This is a genomic window from Halorussus sp. MSC15.2, assembly GCF_010747475.1.
Classification (GTDB): domain Archaea; phylum Halobacteriota; class Halobacteria; order Halobacteriales; family Haladaptataceae; genus Halorussus.
This window is the reverse complement of record NZ_VSLZ01000003.1, coordinates 692,797-709,146: the sequence shown is the minus strand read 5'-3', so window position 1 is coordinate 709,146 and position 16,350 is coordinate 692,797. Positions and strand designations below refer to the sequence as shown.

Annotated in this window: 18 protein-coding genes, 1 tRNA gene and 3 pseudogenes; 14 read left to right on the top strand and 8 right to left on the bottom strand. The window is 66.7% G+C overall.

Annotation, left to right across the window (positions count from 1 at the left end; all coding sequences use genetic code 11):
- Positions 1-170: 170 nt before the first annotated feature.
- Positions 171-365 carry a cold-shock protein gene (locus FXF75_RS14890; RefSeq protein ID WP_115798789.1) on the top strand — a complete coding sequence of 65 codons (195 nt, stop codon included), beginning with the start codon at positions 171-173 and terminating at the stop codon, positions 363-365.
- A 261-nt stretch (positions 366-626) separates the two neighbouring features.
- Here the strand turns inward: FXF75_RS14890 and FXF75_RS14885 are convergent.
- Positions 627-1,474 (bottom strand): annotated as a pseudogene (locus FXF75_RS14885) (aldo/keto reductase).
- Between the two features lie 230 nt (positions 1,475-1,704).
- Here FXF75_RS14885 and FXF75_RS14880 point away from each other — a divergent pair.
- The 4 genes and pseudogenes from FXF75_RS14880 to FXF75_RS14865 all read left to right on the top strand — a co-directional run bounded on the left by FXF75_RS14880 (position 1,705) and on the right by FXF75_RS14865 (position 4,757).
- Complete coding sequence (locus FXF75_RS14880; protein ID WP_163522621.1) at positions 1,705-2,463, top strand: hypothetical protein; 759 nt, start codon at positions 1,705-1,707, stop codon at positions 2,461-2,463.
- A 24-nt stretch (positions 2,464-2,487) separates the two neighbouring features.
- Entirely contained in the window at positions 2,488-3,078 is a 591-nt protein-coding gene (locus FXF75_RS14875) for a metal-dependent hydrolase (RefSeq protein WP_163522620.1), read from the top strand.
- Between the two features lie 108 nt (positions 3,079-3,186).
- A pseudogene (locus FXF75_RS14870) lies at positions 3,187-3,716 on the top strand (50S ribosomal protein L16).
- 151 nt (positions 3,717-3,867) lie between these two features.
- Positions 3,868-4,757, top strand: a pseudogene (locus tag FXF75_RS14865) (RimK family alpha-L-glutamate ligase).
- A 69-nt stretch (positions 4,758-4,826) separates the two neighbouring features.
- Here FXF75_RS14865 and FXF75_RS14860 read toward each other — a convergent pair.
- The 4 genes from FXF75_RS14860 to FXF75_RS14845 all read right to left on the bottom strand — a co-directional run bounded on the left by FXF75_RS14860 (position 4,827) and on the right by FXF75_RS14845 (position 7,934).
- Positions 4,827-5,165 (bottom strand): CHY zinc finger protein, encoded by a 339-nt coding sequence (locus FXF75_RS14860; RefSeq protein WP_163522619.1) that lies wholly within the window; start codon positions 5,163-5,165, stop codon positions 4,827-4,829.
- 18 nt (positions 5,166-5,183) lie between these two features.
- On the bottom strand, positions 5,184-6,128 hold the full coding sequence (locus tag FXF75_RS14855) for an aminopeptidase (RefSeq protein WP_163522618.1): 945 nt from the start codon (positions 6,126-6,128) through the stop codon (positions 5,184-5,186).
- 307 nt (positions 6,129-6,435) lie between these two features.
- On the bottom strand, positions 6,436-7,266 hold the full coding sequence (locus tag FXF75_RS14850; RefSeq protein ID WP_163522617.1) for an ABC transporter permease: 831 nt from the start codon (positions 7,264-7,266) through the stop codon (positions 6,436-6,438).
- Positions 7,263-7,934, bottom strand: coding sequence for an ATP-binding cassette domain-containing protein (locus FXF75_RS14845; RefSeq protein ID WP_163522616.1), 672 nt, complete (start codon positions 7,932-7,934; stop codon positions 7,263-7,265). The genes FXF75_RS14850 and FXF75_RS14845 overlap by 4 nt, the downstream gene beginning before the upstream one ends.
- A gap of 145 nt (positions 7,935-8,079) precedes the next feature.
- On the opposite strand from FXF75_RS14845, the gene FXF75_RS14840 reads away from it, so the two are divergent.
- From FXF75_RS14840 to FXF75_RS14815, 6 genes are all read left to right on the top strand, one after another.
- Positions 8,080-9,093: a type II glyceraldehyde-3-phosphate dehydrogenase gene (locus FXF75_RS14840; protein ID WP_163522615.1), complete on the top strand. Its 1,014-nt coding sequence runs from the start codon at positions 8,080-8,082 to the stop codon at positions 9,091-9,093.
- Between the two features lie 216 nt (positions 9,094-9,309).
- On the top strand, positions 9,310-9,714 hold the full coding sequence (locus tag FXF75_RS14835) for an Hsp20/alpha crystallin family protein (RefSeq protein ID WP_163522614.1): 405 nt from the start codon (positions 9,310-9,312) through the stop codon (positions 9,712-9,714).
- A gap of 173 nt (positions 9,715-9,887) precedes the next feature.
- Complete coding sequence (locus FXF75_RS14830) at positions 9,888-10,541, top strand: HVO_0476 family zinc finger protein (RefSeq protein ID WP_163522613.1); 654 nt, start codon at positions 9,888-9,890, stop codon at positions 10,539-10,541.
- Positions 10,542-10,561: 20 nt separating this feature from the next.
- On the top strand, positions 10,562-11,230 hold the full coding sequence (locus tag FXF75_RS14825) for a protein-L-isoaspartate(D-aspartate) O-methyltransferase (protein WP_163522612.1): 669 nt from the start codon (positions 10,562-10,564) through the stop codon (positions 11,228-11,230).
- 24 nt (positions 11,231-11,254) lie between these two features.
- A complete protein-coding gene (locus FXF75_RS14820) occupies positions 11,255-12,214 on the top strand; it encodes a bifunctional 2-polyprenyl-6-hydroxyphenol methylase/3-demethylubiquinol 3-O-methyltransferase UbiG (RefSeq protein ID WP_163522611.1) in 960 nt (319 codons plus the stop codon).
- Between the two features lie 25 nt (positions 12,215-12,239).
- Complete coding sequence (locus FXF75_RS14815) at positions 12,240-13,004, top strand: protein-L-isoaspartate O-methyltransferase (protein WP_163522610.1); 765 nt, start codon at positions 12,240-12,242, stop codon at positions 13,002-13,004.
- A gap of 42 nt (positions 13,005-13,046) precedes the next feature.
- On the opposite strand, the gene FXF75_RS14810 is transcribed toward FXF75_RS14815, so the two are convergent.
- Positions 13,047-13,541 carry a carboxypeptidase regulatory-like domain-containing protein gene (locus FXF75_RS14810; RefSeq protein ID WP_240334658.1) on the bottom strand — a complete coding sequence of 165 codons (495 nt, stop codon included), beginning with the start codon at positions 13,539-13,541 and terminating at the stop codon, positions 13,047-13,049.
- Between the two features lie 123 nt (positions 13,542-13,664).
- Here FXF75_RS14810 and FXF75_RS14805 point away from each other — a divergent pair, with 123 nt between their 5' ends.
- Genes FXF75_RS14805 through FXF75_RS14795 form a run of 3 tightly spaced genes read left to right on the top strand, consistent with a single transcriptional unit; the run spans position 13,665 to position 15,682 of the window.
- Complete coding sequence (locus FXF75_RS14805; protein ID WP_163522609.1) at positions 13,665-14,726, top strand: ATP-binding protein; 1,062 nt, start codon at positions 13,665-13,667, stop codon at positions 14,724-14,726.
- Between the two features lie 55 nt (positions 14,727-14,781).
- Positions 14,782-15,315 (top strand): CrcB family protein, encoded by a 534-nt coding sequence (locus FXF75_RS14800; protein WP_163522608.1) that lies wholly within the window; start codon positions 14,782-14,784, stop codon positions 15,313-15,315.
- Positions 15,316-15,331: 16 nt separating this feature from the next.
- A complete protein-coding gene (locus FXF75_RS14795) occupies positions 15,332-15,682 on the top strand; it encodes a CrcB family protein (protein WP_163522607.1) in 351 nt (116 codons plus the stop codon).
- Between the two features lie 14 nt (positions 15,683-15,696).
- Here the strand turns inward: FXF75_RS14795 and FXF75_RS14790 are convergent, their stop codons facing one another.
- A complete protein-coding gene (locus FXF75_RS14790; protein WP_163521996.1) occupies positions 15,697-15,876 on the bottom strand; it encodes a hypothetical protein in 180 nt (59 codons plus the stop codon).
- A gap of 322 nt (positions 15,877-16,198) precedes the next feature.
- Positions 16,199-16,271, bottom strand: a tRNA-Asp gene (locus FXF75_RS14785).
- Between the last annotated feature and the right edge of the window lie 79 nt (positions 16,272-16,350).

Genomic DNA, 16,350 nt, shown 5'->3' with positions numbered 1-16,350 from the left:
CGACCTCGATTACTCACCCCCGGCACGGAGACGGTCGCCGACCGGTCGGTCGAGTTTGACGTCCACCGCCAAGTCGCGTTCGTCCGCGAGGCGGACGCGATTCCGGAGGGGTCCGTGACACCAGCTATCTCGGAAGTCTTATCCGTAAGCCGGTACTCTCTCAAATCGCAATGGCGAAAGGAACGGTCGACTTCTTCAACGACACAGGCGGTTACGGCTTTATCGAAACTGAGGACGCGGACGAGGACGTTTTCTTCCACATGGAGGACGTTGGCGGTCCGGACCTCGAAGAGGGACAGGAAATCGAGTTCGACATCGAGCAGGCTGACAAGGGTCCGCGAGCGACCAACGTCCAGCGACTCTGATTCGGACTTTCAGATAAACTAACTTACTTCGTTTATTTTCGCGCCGAGCGACGGCGTTAGCCGTCGTGACGACTGACACTGGCCGCGTCACGACCGATACTGAACTAGTTACGACTGATACCGGGTATCCACGAACATCCGACGACGTGACGTTTCGAGAGACATCTGAACCGGTCCCCGAACGTCTCGCAGACGACCGTTGGCGAGCGCGTAGACGACCGTCGGCGAGTGCTATGCCGAGAAAACCCGGAGCGAGGCCGCCTACTCGTCGAGTCGCTTCATCTCCTCGTCGGAGAGGTCGATAGCCGACGCGGCGACGTTCTGCTCGAGGTGGTCCACGCTGGAGGTGCCCGGAATCGGGATGGTGACGGGCGAGTGGTGGAGCAACCACGCCAGCGCGACCTGTCGCGGCGTGGCGTCGTGGTTCTCGGCCACGTCCTCCAGCACCGACCGCTTCTCGCCCAAGTCGCCGCCGCCGATGGGGAAGTACGAGATAAAGCCGATTCCGGCGTCCTCGCAGGCCTCCAGCACGTCCTCGTGGTCGCGGTTGCCGACGTTGTACTCGTTCTGGACCGTCGCCACGTCCACCACGTCGCGGGCCTCGTCCAACTGCTCGACGCTGACGTTGCTCAGGCCGACGTGGTCGACCAGTCCGTCGTCCTTCAGTTCCGCGAACGTCTGGACGCCTCCTCGAAGGAGGCGTCCACGTCGGGGGTGTGCAACTGGTAGAGGTCGATGCTATCGACGCCGAGTCGGTCGATGCTGGTGAGAACCTGATTTCGGAAGTAGTCGGGACCGCCGTGGGGAATCCAGTCGCCCGACCGGTTCCGGAGGAGTCCGGCCTTGGTCCCCACAACCGCGTCGTCGGGTTCGATGGCCTCGCGGATGATGCGCTCGCTGACCCCGGGACCGTAGGAGTCGGCGGTGTCCACGAAGTCCACGTTCATCTCGACGGCGCGCCGGAGGACCTCGCGGGCCTCGTCCTCGTCGTCGGGCCTGCCGATGATGTCCTCGCCGGTCAACCGCATCGCGCCGTACGCGAGTCTGTGGACCGTCAGTTCGCCGCCGATGTCGAACGTGTCGCTCTGGTTCTCGCTGACCTCGACCATACCGTCCGTGCGGCCGTGATTTCATTAGTCGTTCTGGTAGCCCTCGGTCTTGCGGGTAGCGACCGGGGCGACGCTTTTGGTGGTCGCGCACGAACTCGACTTCGAATGAGCGACGCCTCCGCGAGGTTCGACCTGTCGGCCGACTCCGAGGCCTTCGGCTACTCTCGTCGTCCATCGCGGCCGACCTCGCGGCCATCGCAGTCGTCGGTGTCGCGCTCGTCGCGGTCCAGTTGTTGCTCCCGGTCGCGGTCCACGACCGCCTCGCGTTCGACCACGCCGCGTTCGACCCCGTCACCCTGTTCACCGCGGCCTACGTCCACGCCGGAACCGGCCACCTGTTGAGCAACGTCGGCGGCTACGTCTCGCTGTCGATGGTCACGTACCTCGTCTGTCTCCACGCCGACCGCCGGGCGTGGTTCCGCCGGACCTTCCCGGTGTTCCTCGTGGTCCTCCCCGTCGCGGTCAACCTCACGAGCTACGCCCTCCTCGAAACGCGGTTCCCCGTCGCCTCGCCCGTCTCCCGCGGGTTTTCGGGCGTAGTGGCCGGGTTCGGCGGCTTTCTGCTGGTCGCGGTCGCGGTCCACCTCCGGCGGACCTACTCGCGCGAGACCGTCTTCTTCGTCGGTCAGTTCGCGGTCCTGCTCCTGCTCGGGGAACTGCTCTGGATTTACGCCGGACGCGTCACCGTCCTCGAAGGGACGGCGGTCACGGCCGGTCTCGCTCTGGCCGTCTCGGGTATCGCTTCCCGAACTCGCGGCCGGACGTACGGCGACGACCACTACCGACAGGTCGGGATAGACCTGTTGTACGTCGGTCTCGTGCTCGCGCTGTTGGTCTGGTTGGTCTTCGGTCTCTTCCCGGCGGACCCGGTGGCCGACGGGACGTTCACTAACGTCTTCGCCCACGGTGCAGGGTTCGTCGAGGGCGGCCTGCTGGCGGCGCTCACCCTCGTCGTATTCCGACCTTCGGACAACAACAAGTTTGAATAGACGCGCTTCCTACCCGTACTCACCATGATGGCGACTACGCACGCCCTGTTCGGGATGGCGCTCGGAGCGGTGGCGCTGTTCGTCGCGCCCGAGTTCGCTACCGCCGCGATATCGTCGGGTGCGGTCGGCGGTCTCTTCCCGGACCTCGACCTCGCGGGCGACCACCGGAAGGACCTCCACTTCCCGGTGTACTACTCGCTGCTGGCGCTTCCGGCGCTCGGACTCGCGGCCGTGGCTCCGACAGCCGCCACCGTCGCCGCGGCGGTCTTCCTCGCGTCCGCGGCGGTTCACTCCGCCAGCGACGCCCTCGGCGGCGGTCTGGAACTCCGGCCGTGGCTCGCCACCTCCGACCGGGCGGTGTACGACCACCGCCGCGGTCGGTGGGTCGCGCCGCGGCGATGGATTCGCTACGACGGTGCGCCCGAGGACCTGTTGCTGGCCGCGGTGTTCGCGGTGCCCGGCCTGCTCTACGTCGGACGACTGCAACTGGTCGTCCTCGCGTTTCTCGGGGTCTCGACCGTCTACGCCGTCTTCCGGAAACGACTGGTCGACGTCGGCGAATCGCTCGCCGACCGACTTCCGCCCGGACTCGCCGCGTACGTCCCGGTCGAGTGACTCCGTGCGAGGTGTTCCCGAGGGTCTCGGACCCGCACGACGCCGAATCGCACTACCTCGCATCGAAGGGTTTATCCGCCGCGTGACCCTCAGAATCCAGTAATAACCATGTCGGACAAACCCGCCTCGATGTACCGGGAGATTAGCAAGCAGCCGTACACCCGACGCGAGTACATCACCGGCATCCCCGGTTCCAAAATCGCACAGCACGAGATGGGCAACCTCGAGAGCAACCAGGACGACTACCCCGTCCAGATTAGCCTCATCACCGAGGAGGAGTGTCAGCTCCGTCACGGTTCGCTGGAGGCCTCGCGCCTCTCGGCCAACCGCCACCTCATCAAGGAACTCGGCCCGGAGAACTACAAGATGATTCTCCGCAAGTTCCCCCACCACGTCATCCGGGAGAACAAGCAGGCGACCGCGCGGGTGCGGACCGTGTCTCCGACGGGATGCGTCAGGCGTTCGGGAAGGTCGTCGGGACGGCCGCCCGCATCCCGCGCAACGACCGCATCTTCACCGCGTGGTGCCAGCCAGAGGACGCGCCCGTCGTGAAGGACGCGCTCCGCCGCGCCTACAACAAGATTTCGCCGCCGTGCCGCATCAAGGTCGAGAAGGGCGAGAAGCTTCTCGTCGCGTAAGCGGTCTTTCGTCGCCTTTTCCTGCGTTCTTCGCCCGTGAGCCGCTGGCTCGCCGGTCCCGTCGGTCGAGTCTCTCTCCAGCGCCGGCCGGTCGAGTTCGGATTCGCTCGGTCCATCCACCTTTTTACCCGCGCGCTCCCTCCGGTAGCGTATGCTGGACCTCGCGGTCGCCTACCGAGAGGAGACGTTCGAGCGCATGCGCGACCCCTTGGCCGAACGCGACGTCGCGGTCCACCACGTCCCCACGGAGAACCGGGCGATATCGCTGTCGGACCCGCCGTGGCGTAGCGACGAGTTCGACGCGGGGTTCGTCTACCCCTCGCGGGCGATGGAGGGCGGCGTCGCGGACGCGCTCCTCGACGTGCCGTGGGTCAACGACCGCGAGGCGGTCCTCACGTCGCGGAACAAGGCCGGTGTAATCGCGGCGCTCGAACGTGCGGGGATTCCCGTTCCGGAGACCGTCCTCGTCTCGAACCCCGCCGACGAGTCCGACCTGCTCGCGGCCTTCGACCGGTTCGACCCGCCGGTCGTGGTCAAGCCCAACTCCACGACGCGGGGCGTCGGCGTGGCGAAGGTCGGCGACGCCGACTCCTACCTCGGCGTGACCGACTACCTCGATTTGGTCCACGACTACCGCGCCACCGGCGATAAGTCGTTCCTCGTTCAGGAGTACGTCCCCGAGGCCACGGACTACCGCGCGATGGTCGTGGACGGCGAGTGCGTCGGCGGCGTCGAGCGCCGCCTCCCGGACTCGACCGACGACGGGGTGACCGACGAGACGCGCCCCAACCGCTGGAAGCACAACGTCCACCGCGGCGCGGTGGCGACCGGCGTGGACCTGCCGGCGAATCTCCGCACTCTCGCCGAGCGCACGGCCGAGGCACTCGACATCGACTACCTCGCGTCGATATTCTGGTCTCTGACGACCGCGCGGTGGTCAACGAGACCAACGCCCGGCCGACCATCGACGCCGAGACGAAGTACGACGCCGGGTTCTACGACCGACTCGCCGACCTGATTCGGCGGACGGCCGAGGAGTGACGACGTGACTCGACCTGCCTCGTTTCTATCGACGCACCTCGTGACGTGCCTCGAAAGAACGCTCCGTAACTACTCCCCGAAATCGAAATATAGCTCGTAGTGGTCGGCACATCCCGGGTTGAACTCGACCCCGCACTCCGGGCACTCGTGGGTCCCGTCCACGAACTCGCGGGGGGTCAACTCCGCACCGCAGACGCCGCACAGCACCGCCGACGCCGAACTCTCTACCGAAACTCGCTCGGCGTCGTGGTCCGCCGCGGCGTCGTGACACCGGAAGCAGGGGTAGTACTCGTCACAGCAGGCGAACCGCAGGGCCACCACGTCGCGGTCGGTATCGTAGTGGGCGCACCGCGTCTCCGGACCGACTTCGACGCCGCGCGCCGTCCGGCCGTGGATTTCGCGTTCCATGGCTCCGTCGTCCACCGGTCAGGGTTGCGGCAGGTCGATTTCCTCACCGTCGGCGTAAACCGTCGGTTCGCGGAGAATCCCGTCGAAGTGGATGGGGGCCTCGGTGTCGCCGCCGATGCCCGCGTCGTCGCCGATGGCGATGTGGACCGTGCCGCCCGCCTTCTCGTCCAGCAGGACGGACCCGACCAGTTCCGTGACGGCGACGTTCGTCCCGATGCCCAGTTCCGCGAGGTTGTAGGCCGCGTCGCCGACTTCCTCCGCGGCGTCCTCGACGCTCTGTCGGATTTCGTCGTCGGAGATGCGCGTGACCTGCCCGTCCTCCACGTCGAACTCGAGGGTCTGGCCCTCCTCCAGCAGACCGTGGGGCATCATCGTCCCGTCCACGACGTAGGTGCCGTCGGCCGTCTCGGGGCTGACGAACACCTCGCCCGCCGGGAGGTTCGAGAACCCGCCCGCCTCGTGGACGATGCCGGTGTCGTCCAGCCACTCCCGGTCGCCCGGTTCGAAGGTGATGTCGGTCCCTTGGGGCGACGTGACTCGAATCTCGTCGGCGTCGGCGACCTGTTCGAGCACGTCCTCGCAGTGTCGCGCGATGGTCTCGTAGTCGGCCTGCAGTCCGGTGGTGAACACCTCCTCGGTGATGCCGGGCAGGGTCGCGCCGCGAGCGCCCGCCTCGTTGGCCTTTCCGCGAGCGCGGGTGTGGCTCAGGCTCTTGGTCGTCGGCGCGAGGAACACGTCGCTGGCGGCCATCGCGGCCGAGACCGGCGCGGGCGGTTCCGCGCCGTGGGACGCGCCCGGCGGGAACCGGACGATGGTCGCGTCGTCGGTGACCTCGCTGGCCACGTCGTAGAGCGCCTCGCCGATGGGTTCGCGCTTGTCGTCGGTGACGATGCAACACGACTCGGTCTCTTCGAGGGCGAGACACTGCGTGATGGCGGTCTCGGCCGCGTCTCGGAGGCTCATGGTCGGGAGATTGGTCGGCGAGAGGTTAGGTCTTGTCTTCGTGAGCGGAGCGAACGAAGGCTCGAAAGATGCGGTTTATTTTTCGGTGTCTTCGCGAACGAAGTGAGGGAAGGCTCGACGGACGCGGTTTGTTCGTCGGTGTCTTCGTGAGCGGAGCGAACGAAGGCTCGAAAGATGCAGTTTATTTTTCGGTGTCTTCGCGAACGAAGTGAGGAAAGGCTCGACGGATGCGGTTTGTTCGTCGGTGTCTTCGTGAGCGGAGCGAACGAAGGCTCGCCGCAACTCGCCTCCCACGGTCGGGCACGACTCACCCGCCGGACGCCCCCGCCTCGTCCTCGCCGGCGTCCGGCGCCTCGAACGGCTTCAACTGTTCGGCCTCGGTGAAGGCGTACTCGCTGACGAGCAACGTACTCGTCATGCTCGTCAGTCCGCCCGCCGCGAACAGCATCGCCATTATCACGAACTGGTACTCTGCGGCGTAGATGGGGTTCGCGCCCGCGAGAATCATCCCGGACATCATCCCCGGGATGTAGACGAGTCCGAGGCTCTTCAGCGAGTCAACCATGGGGATGAGCGAGGCCCGGACGCTCGTCGTCGCGTAGTCGGAGACGACCTTCCCCGGCGGGACGCCGAGCGAGAGGACCGCCTCGATTTCCTCGCGGTTCGACTGGATTTCGCCCTTGAACCGGTCCAGAGCCAGCGAGTTGGTCTTCATCGCGTTGGCGATTATCATCCCGCCGACCGGGATGAGGTTCCGTACCGTCGCTTCTATCGCGCCCGCCGCGAGCATCGTCGTGATGACGACGCCCGCGCCGAAGAGGATACTGACGAGCGAGACTCGGAACACTCCCGGAACGCCCTCACCCCGGTCCTTCGATATCCACGCCGCTATCACTATCATGGCGAGGACGACGCCGCCGCTCCAGACGAACGGCACGGTGAACAGGACGCCGATGAACGCGCCCATCGCGACCACCTGCACGAACCCCCTGACGAACGCCCGGCCCAGTTCGGATTCGAGGTCGAGGTTCCGGAGGTACGAGATGCCGAGTACGAGCGCGGCGAGTGCGGACGCGACCCCAACCTGCGCGAGTCCCCGCAGGACGACCGGGTCGCGGAGCTGTTCGAGGAGGTTCACGCGACGACCTCCCGGACCGGCCCCGCCGCGGTCACGCGCCCGTCCTCGAAGACGGCGACCCGGTCGGCGAGTCGCCTCGCCTGCTCGCGGTCGTGGGTCACCAGCACGTACGTCAACCCGAACTCGTCCCGGAGGTCGGCGAGCAACTCCTCGACTCGCGTCTCGGAGGCCGCGTCCAGACTCGACGTGGGTTCGTCGAGCAACAGCACCTCCGGCCGGTTCAGGACGCTCCGAGCGATGGCGACCCGCTGCGCTTCGCCGCCCGAGAGGTCGTCCACCTTCCGCGGTCCGTACCCCGAGAGGTCTACTTGGTCGAGGAGGGTATCGACTTGTCCGTCGTCCACGGACTCCCCCCGTAATCGCGGACCGACGGTGACGTTCTCGCGGACGGTCCCGCTACGGAGCGCGGGCCGCTGAGGGACGTAGCCGACGCGGTGACGAAGTTCCTGCGGCGGAACGTCCCGATAATCCGTCCCGTCGAGGTAGACCGTGCCCGCGGTCGGTTCGTCCAGTCGGTTGAGCAGTCGGAGGAACGACGACTTCCCGGCCCCCGAGGGACCGAGTACGCCGAGGACGTCACCCCCGTCCACCGACAGCGAGACCGAATCGACGATTCGGTCGCCGCCGACCTCTCTCGTGAGGCGCTCGGTTTCGATTACAGCGGTCATGGTCGTAGATTGTCGCCGAGATTGTTTGTATCCCCGTCCTTCCGGCACCGGGGCGGCCGCCGACAGAGGATTACTCGGAATGGAGTTAATTCCCGCGCAGGAGGCTCGAAACCATTATGCGCGTCGGCGTCGGAAACCCACGTACATGCTACGGGTCGGAGTCAACGGATACGGGACCATCGGCAAGCGAGTCGCGGACGCGGTCCGCGCGCAACCGGACATGGAAGTCGTCGGCGTCGCCAAGACGCGACCCAACTTCGAGGCCGAACAGGCCGTCGAGAAGGGCTTCCCGCTCTACGCGGCCGTCGAGGACCGGGTGGACCAGTTCGACGAGGCGGGGGTCGAACTCGCCGGGATGGTCGAGGAACTGGTCGAGGCCAGCGACGTGGTGGTGGACGCCTGTCCCTCGGGCATCGGCGAGCAGAACAGCGAGATGTACGACGAGTACGACACGCCCGCGCTGTATCAGGGCGGCGAGTCCGCCGACTTCGTGGACACCAGTTTCAACGCCCGGTCGAACTTCTCGGACGCCAACGGTGCCGACCACGTGCGCGTCGTCTCGTGTAACACGACGGGCCTCTCGCGACTCGTCGCACCGCTCCGCGAGGAGTACGGCGTCGAGAAGGTCCGCACGACGCTGGTCCGGCGCGGCGGCGACCCGGCCCAGACCGGCCGCGGTCCCATCAACGACATCGTGCCGAATCCGGTCACGCTCCCGTCCCACCACGGGCCGGACGTCCAGACCATCTTTCCGGACCTCGACATCGACACCCTCGGCCTGAAGGTGCCCGCGACGCTGATGCACATGCACAGCGTCAACGTCACCCTCGAATCGGACCCCGACGCCGACGAGGTGCGCGACCTACTCGAAGGCGAGTCGCGCCTGTTCGTCATCCCCGAACACTTCGACATCGACGGTGCGGGCAAACTGAAGGAGTACGCGCAGGACGTAGGTCGCCCGCGGGGCGACATCTGGGAGAACTGCGTCTGGGGTGAGTCGATTACGATGGAAGGCGACGACCTCTACCTCTTTCAGGCCATCCATCAGGAGAGCGACGTGGTGCCCGAGAACGTGGACGCGATTCGCGCGGTCACGAACGCCGCGGACGCCGAAGAGAGCATCGAGACGACGAACGAAGCGCTCGGAATGGGCATCTGAGGCCGTCGTCTCGTACGGCGTTCGAAATAATGCAAGTTAGTTAGCGGGGACGATTCGCCGGATGGACTCCGTTTAGTAGGTTATCGGACTCATATCCATTATGTAATTTAACCTATTACCATTTATATTTTTGCGCCGGTTAGATAGAGGATTCGAGGTCCGGCAACGAGACCCGGGTGCCAAAGGCTTTTGCCCGCTTGCATCCTATCGTCGTGCATGCGAAGAGACGACCGCGACGACCCCTTCGACGACCTCTTTCGGGAGATTGAGCGCATGATGAACGAGATGATGGGCGACGACTTCGACATGCGCGTCGAGCGCGGCGAGAACGGCGGCGGACAGACCGGGTTCGGTACCGAGACGCACGTCGATATCCACGAATCCGACGAGGTCGTGCGAGTTATCGCCGACCTCCCGGGCGTCGAGAAGGCCGACATCGACCTGAAGTGCGACGGCGAGACACTGACCATCAGCGCGGCCAGCGACCACCGCGAGTACGACGAACGAGTCCGACTGCCGGCGCAGGTGGACGAACACTCCGCCACGGCCACGTACAACAACGGCGTCCTCGAAGTCACGTTCGACAAGTCCGAGGACTCCGCGGACATCGACGTTCAGTAACGCTCGCTTCCGGGAGACGCGCTTCAGGGGTTCGGTCTTAGCGTTTCGGTCGCCGTATTTCTTCTCTCTGGGTCCCGTACTAGCCTTCCGTCTCCGGACGTGGATTCCTCCATCGGAACCGCGAACAGGAAACTCCACGCGCTTTTACGCGCGGACGACGTAGGCGACGGTATATGAGTGAAACTGCGGAGCGCGTCGCGGTGACCTGTCCCTCGTGTTCGCCCGACGTGGAGACGGTCCACGAAGTGCTGAAGGAAGGAAACGGACAGTCCACCGTGCGCTGTACGGAGTGTAGTCACGTCCACAAGACGACGATAGAGACCGAGGAGGACGTCGAGCGCGACGTCGTGGTGTCCCAAGACGGCGAGTCGTTCACCGCCACGGCCGAGGCCCCGCCCGAGGAGACGGTCGCGGTCGGCGAGGAGTTCGTCCTCGAAACGCCCGAGGCCATCATGGTCGTGCGAATCACCGACCTCCAGTTGGAAGACGAGAAGCGCACGGACGAGGCCAAAGTGGAGGACGTCGAGACGTTCTGGACCCGCGCCGTGGACAACGTCCGGGTCAACGTCACCATCAATCCGAACGACGGCCGACGCGACGAGTCCCGGAGCGTCAAGATGGACGTGCCGGGTGACCGCGAGTTCGAGGTCGGCGAAGTCGAGGAGTTCGCCGACGAGGAGTTCGAGGTCAAGTCCATCGCGCTGCGAGACGACGCCACGGGCTACCACTTCAACCCCCTCGGCGAGGAGGGCGACGTCGCCATCGCAAAGGACATCAAGCGACTCTACGGCGACGACCGAACGTCGTCGGCGTGGTCGGCGTGGTGAAATCAGACCGGTGAGATAGCATGTTCGGGGGAGGGGAAGACGACCGCGAACGAGACGCCAGCGACTACGAACGCGCCCGCGAGCGGATGGTCGAACGACTCGCCGGTCGGGAGGACCTCGACGAATCGACGCTCGCCGCGCTGCGTGCGGTCCCGCGCCACGAGTTCGTCCCGCCGGCGCGCCGGGACCGCGCCTACGAGGACCGACCGCTTCCTATCGGAAACGACCAGACCATCAGCGCGCCGCACATGGTGGCGGTGATGCTCGACCTGCTCGACCTCGATTCGGGCGAGAGGGTCCTCGAAATCGGCACCGGGTGCGGCTACCACGCCGCGGTCACGGCCGAGGCGGTCGGTCCGGAGAACGTCTACAGCGTCGAGTATCACGAGTCGTTGGCCCGCGATGCGCGACAGCGACTCGACCGACTCGGCTACGGCGACGTCTCCGTCCGCGCGGGCGACGGCCACGAGGGGTGGCCCGACCACGCGCCCTACGACGCCGCGTATCTGACCGCCGCGCCGTCGGACTTCCCGGAGGCGGTGGTCGAGCAGGTCCGGCCGGAAGGCCGACTGCTCGCGCCGCTCGGGACGACGAGTCAGCGACTCGTCTTCGCCCGCAGGCGTCCGGACGGGTCGCTCGCTCGCGAGACCCACGGCCGGGTGCGGTTCGTCCCGATGCAGGAGGACTAAGCCCCGGCCGCACCTCTCTCCGGTATGGACTACCGCGAAGCCTTGCTCCTGTGGAGCGCCCGCGAGACGGGCGTCCTCGACGCGGTCACGACCGACGCCGGGACGCCCGCCGAAGTCGCGGCCGAGACCGGCGTCACCGAGCGCGCGGCCCGCATCGTCCTCGATGCGATGGTCGAACTGGGGTATCTGGATGTCGTCGAAGGGACGGCGAGCGCCGAGGGAGACGAGCACGGCGAGGGCCAGTACGAGATTACGAACCGGGCGCTCGGGTTCGTCGCAAAAGCGGACGTGCGCTCCATCGGTTCGGTCCCCCACACGCTCGACTGCGTGGACCGATGGATTCGGCTTCCGGAGACGATGCGGACCGGCGACCCGCCGGACGCCGAGTCGGTGTCCGAGGACTGGACCGCGAACTTCGCTGGCGCGATGGCCAGCGTGGACGACGCGACGGTCCGGGCGAGCGTCACGGCCGCGGTCCACCGGAATCCCGACGCAGAGCGCGTACTGGACGCCGGGGGCGGACCGGGCGTCTTCGCCAAGGAGTTCGTTCGACGCGGCTTCGACGTGACGCTGACGGACCGCCCCGAAGTCGTCGATATCGACCGCCGGTTCCTCGAACACGAACCAATCGAATTGGTCGAAGGCGACATCACCGACCGACTTCCCGACGGTCCCTTCGACCTCGTCTTCTGTTCGCGCGTGGCCCACGGTCTGAGTCCCGACGAGAACCGCCAGTTCCTCGCGAACGCCTTCGACGCGCTCGAACCCGGCGGTGCGGTCGTGCTGACGGACACGGTTCGGGGTCGGGCCGAAGACGCGGCGCTGTTCGGCGCACACATGCTCGCCCAGACCGACGGGGGCGACACCTACACCGAGACCCAGTTCACCGAGTGGTTGCGCGAGGCCGGGTTCGCCGACCCCGAAGTCCGGGACCTACCGGGCACCCGATTACAGGTTATCGCCGGACGGCGGCCGGGCAATTGAAGTCGTTTCGACGCCACGGGGGCGTATGGAACTCGCGGTGTTGCGCGACGACATGGTCGATAGCCTCGAACACCCCTCGAAAGGGGTCGTCTCCAGCGAGAGCGTCAGCGCCGCGATGCGAGCAGTTCCCCGCCACGAGTTCGTCGCGGACGACCGACTGGCCTACGCCGACCGTTCCTTCGAACATCTGGGGACGCGCGTTCTCGCACCGAGTACCGCGGCCCGCCTGTTAGAAGCCCTCGACGCCGAATCCGGCGACTCGGTCCTCGTCGTCGGTGCTGGCGTGGGGTACACCGCCGCGGTCCTCGCGGAAATCGTGGGCGAATGCAACGTCCACGCGGTGGACATAACCCGGAAACTTGTGTTGGACGCCCGGAGCAACCTCGCGTCAGCAGGTTACGAGGGCGTCTTCGTGGACTGCCGCGACGGAGCGGACGGCCTGCCGGAGTACGCCCAGTTCGACCGTATCCTCGTGGAGGCGGCGGCGGCCGACCCGCCGCGCCCCCTCGTACAACAACTCGCCTCGGACGGGCGACTGGTCATTCCCGTCGGCGTGGGCAACCAGTCGTTGACCGTGATAGAGGGAGGCGAGGTGGGCGACCGGGAGGGCCGCCCGCTCGGCACCGTCGCGTTCACGCCGCTCCTCGTGGAGGGCGAAGAGGCCGGGTCCATCGAGCGCAATCGGACCGTCCGCGAAGACCGCGAGCGCGCCGAGCGCGCCCGCGAGCGCCGGACCGGGTGGGAGCAGGACTGGATAGATTGGGACGGCGACGGGAGTCTGTCGGACTGAGCGGTGCGCCGCATCGCGGCCCGTCACTCTCGATAATCACCGTCAGCCCTCGATGACCAGTATCGCCGTATTCTCGCGTTCGTCGGCGTACTCGCTCCCGGCGGGCGGTTTGATACTCACCTCCAGCGTGCCCTCCTGCTGATTCGGCGCGAGTCCGGGGTCGAGCGTGAGACTGACCTCCCCGTCCTCGCCGGTGGTCCCAGTCACCACGCCGTCGAGGGTCGCAGTTCCGCCCGTGACGACGACTGTCGCGTTACTGACGGGCTTGCCGTCGGGGTCTACCACCGCGACATCTATCTCTTGCTCTCCGGGACCGACCACGTCCGGGGAGGGTTTGGCGTCGAGTTCCGTGACTGTCAGACCGCTCAGTCCCGAGAGCATGTTCATCATCACGCCGAGACTGGCGACCCCGACCACGAGCGCGATGACGAGTCGGATGGGCAGGCCCTCGATGGCGCGCTCGTCGTCGCCGAATCGGTCGAGGAGGTCGGAACGCGGACAGTCGGCGCGGCCGAGGTAGCCGAGTCTGGTGGGCATGGTCCGGGTTCGTCCCCCTCTCGGATTTAAACCCTCGGGCGTCCTCCGGAGCGATGGACGCACCTCGCGGTACGGGACCGACCTCGCGAAGGTTCAAGTACGAGAGGGGGCCGAACCCGGACTATGCCTCACGTCCTCGGCCGCCGTGACTCGGGCGAAGACCGCCCGGACGCCGCCTCGGGCCACCTCGGCGCGTACCGCGCCCGCGACGGAAGTTCCGGCGCGCGAGTCCGCATCGACCTCGACGGTCCCCACGCAGGACTCGTCGTCGGCAAGCGCGGCTACGGCAAGTCCTACACGCTCGGCGTTCTCGCCGAGGAACTCGCCCGTGCCGAGGGGGTCGCCCCGGTCGTCGTAGACCCGATGGGCATCTTCGGGTCGCTGGCCGACCTCGGAGCGGAGGTGGTCCCGGCCCCCCGCGTGACCGCCGACGCGCTCGCGCCGCGGGCGTGGTGCGACCTGCTCGGACTCGCGGCCGACGCTCCGGCGGGCGCGTTAGTCTGGCAGGCCGCCGCTGCCCGCTCGACCCTCGCCGGGATGCGCGAGTTCGTCGCCGACGCCGACACCAAGGCCGACCGCGCGACGCGCCGGGCGGCCGACAATCACCTCGCACTCGCCGAGTCGTGGGGCGTGTTCGCCGCGGACGGTCTGACCGCTAGCGAGTTGCTCGCGTCGCTAGTGGACGCCGGGACGAGTGCCGGAACCGTGCTGGACCTCTCCGGTCTCGACTCCGAACCGGCGAACGCGGTCGTGCGAGCGGTCGCTAACGACCTCTACGACCACTGCGTCACCGAGAATCCGACTCGACTGCCGTGGTTACTGATAGACGAGGCCCACGCCTTCTTCGAAGGAGTGGCGGCCCCGGCGCTCCGGACAGTCATCACGCGCGGCCGCCAACCCGGTCTCAGCCTCGTCGCGGCGACACAGCGACCCAGTGCGCTCCCGCCGGTCGCGATTTCGCAGGCCGACCTCCTGCTGGCCCACCGACTCACCTCCCGGGCGGACCTCGACGCACTCGCCGCGGCCCGGCCGTCCTATCTCGCCTCCTCGTTCGAGGACCGTCTGCCCGGCGCTCCGGGCGAGGTCCTGTTCGTCGACGACGCGACCGAGAGCGTCCACGCGGTCCGAATTAGGGAGCGCCAAACGTCACACGGCGGCGGGAGTCCGAGCGCCACCGACCGCTGAACCCCACTCCGAAAACCGTTTGCTCGTCGGTGCGGTGGTCTCCGACGAGTACCGAATGTCGGAGACGGACGCAGGTTCGGCGAGCGAGAGCGAGACAGCATCGCGGACAGCGGACGCTAATCCGGCGAACGATGATTCGACGGCCGAGAGCGCGGAAACGGAGCACGTTGGAACTGAGGACGTCGAAGCCGAGCAGTCCGGGACGCCGGTTCACGTTCCAGCACTGAAACGGCTTCAACCCCTCGTACTTGTCGCAGTCGGCGGGTTCGCTGGGGCCGTCCTCCGGCACGCCGTGGCTGCGGCGCTCCCGAGTGGCTTTCCGTGGGGCACGCTCGCGGTCAACGTCACGGGAAGTTTCGCGCTCGGCGTTCTGCTCTCCGAGTCGCCGTTGGCGGGCCGAATTAGTTCTGAGACTCGTCTGGTCCTCGCCACCGGGTTTCTCTCGTCGTTCACGACGTACAGCACCTTCGCGCTCCAGACGACGACGCTCTCGCCGAGTTGGGCGGTCGTCAACGTCGGTGCGAACTACGCGCTCGGATTCGCGGCCGTGGTGTCGGGACGCGCCGCGGTCGGGGAGGTGACGGGATGACTCAGGGGGTGACCGTGTGAACACCGCCCTGCTGGTCGGTGTAGGCGGCGTCCTCGGTGCGCTCTCGCGGTTCGCAGTCGGGTCGGTGCTCTCGCCCCGGACTCGGAGTACGCTTGCGGTGAACGTCCTCGGGAGTTTCGCGCTCGGCGCGCTCACTGTCGGACTCGCGGACGGGACGGCACTGCTCAGCGTATTCGGAATCGGTTTCTGTGGCGCGTTCACGACGTTCTCCAGTTTCGCCGTGGAGACGGTGGAACTCTACGAGGGCGGCGCGAAACGCGAGGCAGTCGAGAACGCGGCGGTGAACTTGGTCGGCGCGCTGGTCGCGGTCGTCCTCGGCGGTTGGGTGGCGACGGTGTTCAACTAAACCACGCCGTCGAACTAACGCAGGAGGTCCCACGCCCACAGACCGACGCCGAAACCGGCGAGGACGACGCCGAGCGTCGAGGTAACTGGCTCGGGGACGAGAAACAGTAGTACGCCGACGAGGAGCAGCGCCGGAACCAACTCCTCGTGCAGGAACTCGTCGCTCTCGTCGGAGTTCGGTTCGTCCGTGGCCACACGGGAGAGACGGCCGTCTCGGAGTTATCGCTTGCGGGTGACTGTCTGGTCGCAACGGGCATCGGCCGAACTACTCAGATTCACGAGCCACGATAGGTGTCTCTCGAACTCGGAGACACACGACACAGTAAGCCGATTGCTTGTGAGTGTGAGTTCGAGTAGAAGGACGCCCGAGGCCGGACTTGAACCGGAGCGAGCCGGTCCTGCTCACTCCGTTTCGCAGGCGTGCGTCTCGCAGGATTCAACTCCCGCAGTCGGTTCGCTGACGCCGGACTCGCTCGTCGCCGATGCTCCTCGCTCGTGAACCGGCGTCAGCAGAAAACGCCCGAGGCGGGATTTGAACCCGCGTCACGACCGTGACAGGGTCGTATGATGGGCCACTACACCACCCGGGCCTTCGTACGCATCTCCTTCTTCCGGCCGTTGTTATTAATGGGTGTCGGTTCCGTCGGCCATTGTCAGGTACTGACACGC

Coding starts and splice junctions, on each gene's coding strand:
- FXF75_RS14860 (WP_163522619.1), bottom strand. CDS start 5,165: ATGGAACGCGAAATCCACGGCCGGACGGCGCGCGGCGTCGAAGTCGGT.
- FXF75_RS14815 (WP_163522610.1), top strand. CDS start 12,240: ATGGAACTCGCGGTGTTGCGCGACGACATGGTCGATAGCCTCGAACAC.
- FXF75_RS14845 (WP_163522616.1), bottom strand. CDS start 7,934: ATGACCGCTGTAATCGAAACCGAGCGCCTCACGAGAGAGGTCGGCGGC.
- FXF75_RS14855 (WP_163522618.1), bottom strand. CDS start 6,128: ATGAGCCTCCGAGACGCGGCCGAGACCGCCATCACGCAGTGTCTCGCC.
- FXF75_RS14875 (WP_163522620.1), top strand. CDS start 2,488: ATGATGGCGACTACGCACGCCCTGTTCGGGATGGCGCTCGGAGCGGTG.
- FXF75_RS14890 (WP_115798789.1), top strand. CDS start 171: ATGGCGAAAGGAACGGTCGACTTCTTCAACGACACAGGCGGTTACGGC.
- FXF75_RS14830 (WP_163522613.1), top strand. CDS start 9,888: ATGAGTGAAACTGCGGAGCGCGTCGCGGTGACCTGTCCCTCGTGTTCG.
- FXF75_RS14825 (WP_163522612.1), top strand. CDS start 10,562: ATGTTCGGGGGAGGGGAAGACGACCGCGAACGAGACGCCAGCGACTAC.
- FXF75_RS14800 (WP_163522608.1), top strand. CDS start 14,782: ATGTCGGAGACGGACGCAGGTTCGGCGAGCGAGAGCGAGACAGCATCG.
- FXF75_RS14805 (WP_163522609.1), top strand. CDS start 13,665: ATGCCTCACGTCCTCGGCCGCCGTGACTCGGGCGAAGACCGCCCGGAC.
- FXF75_RS14835 (WP_163522614.1), top strand. CDS start 9,310: ATGCGAAGAGACGACCGCGACGACCCCTTCGACGACCTCTTTCGGGAG.
- FXF75_RS14820 (WP_163522611.1), top strand. CDS start 11,255: ATGGACTACCGCGAAGCCTTGCTCCTGTGGAGCGCCCGCGAGACGGGC.
- FXF75_RS14810 (WP_240334658.1), bottom strand. CDS start 13,541: ATGCCCACCAGACTCGGCTACCTCGGCCGCGCCGACTGTCCGCGTTCC.
- FXF75_RS14840 (WP_163522615.1), top strand. CDS start 8,080: ATGCTACGGGTCGGAGTCAACGGATACGGGACCATCGGCAAGCGAGTC.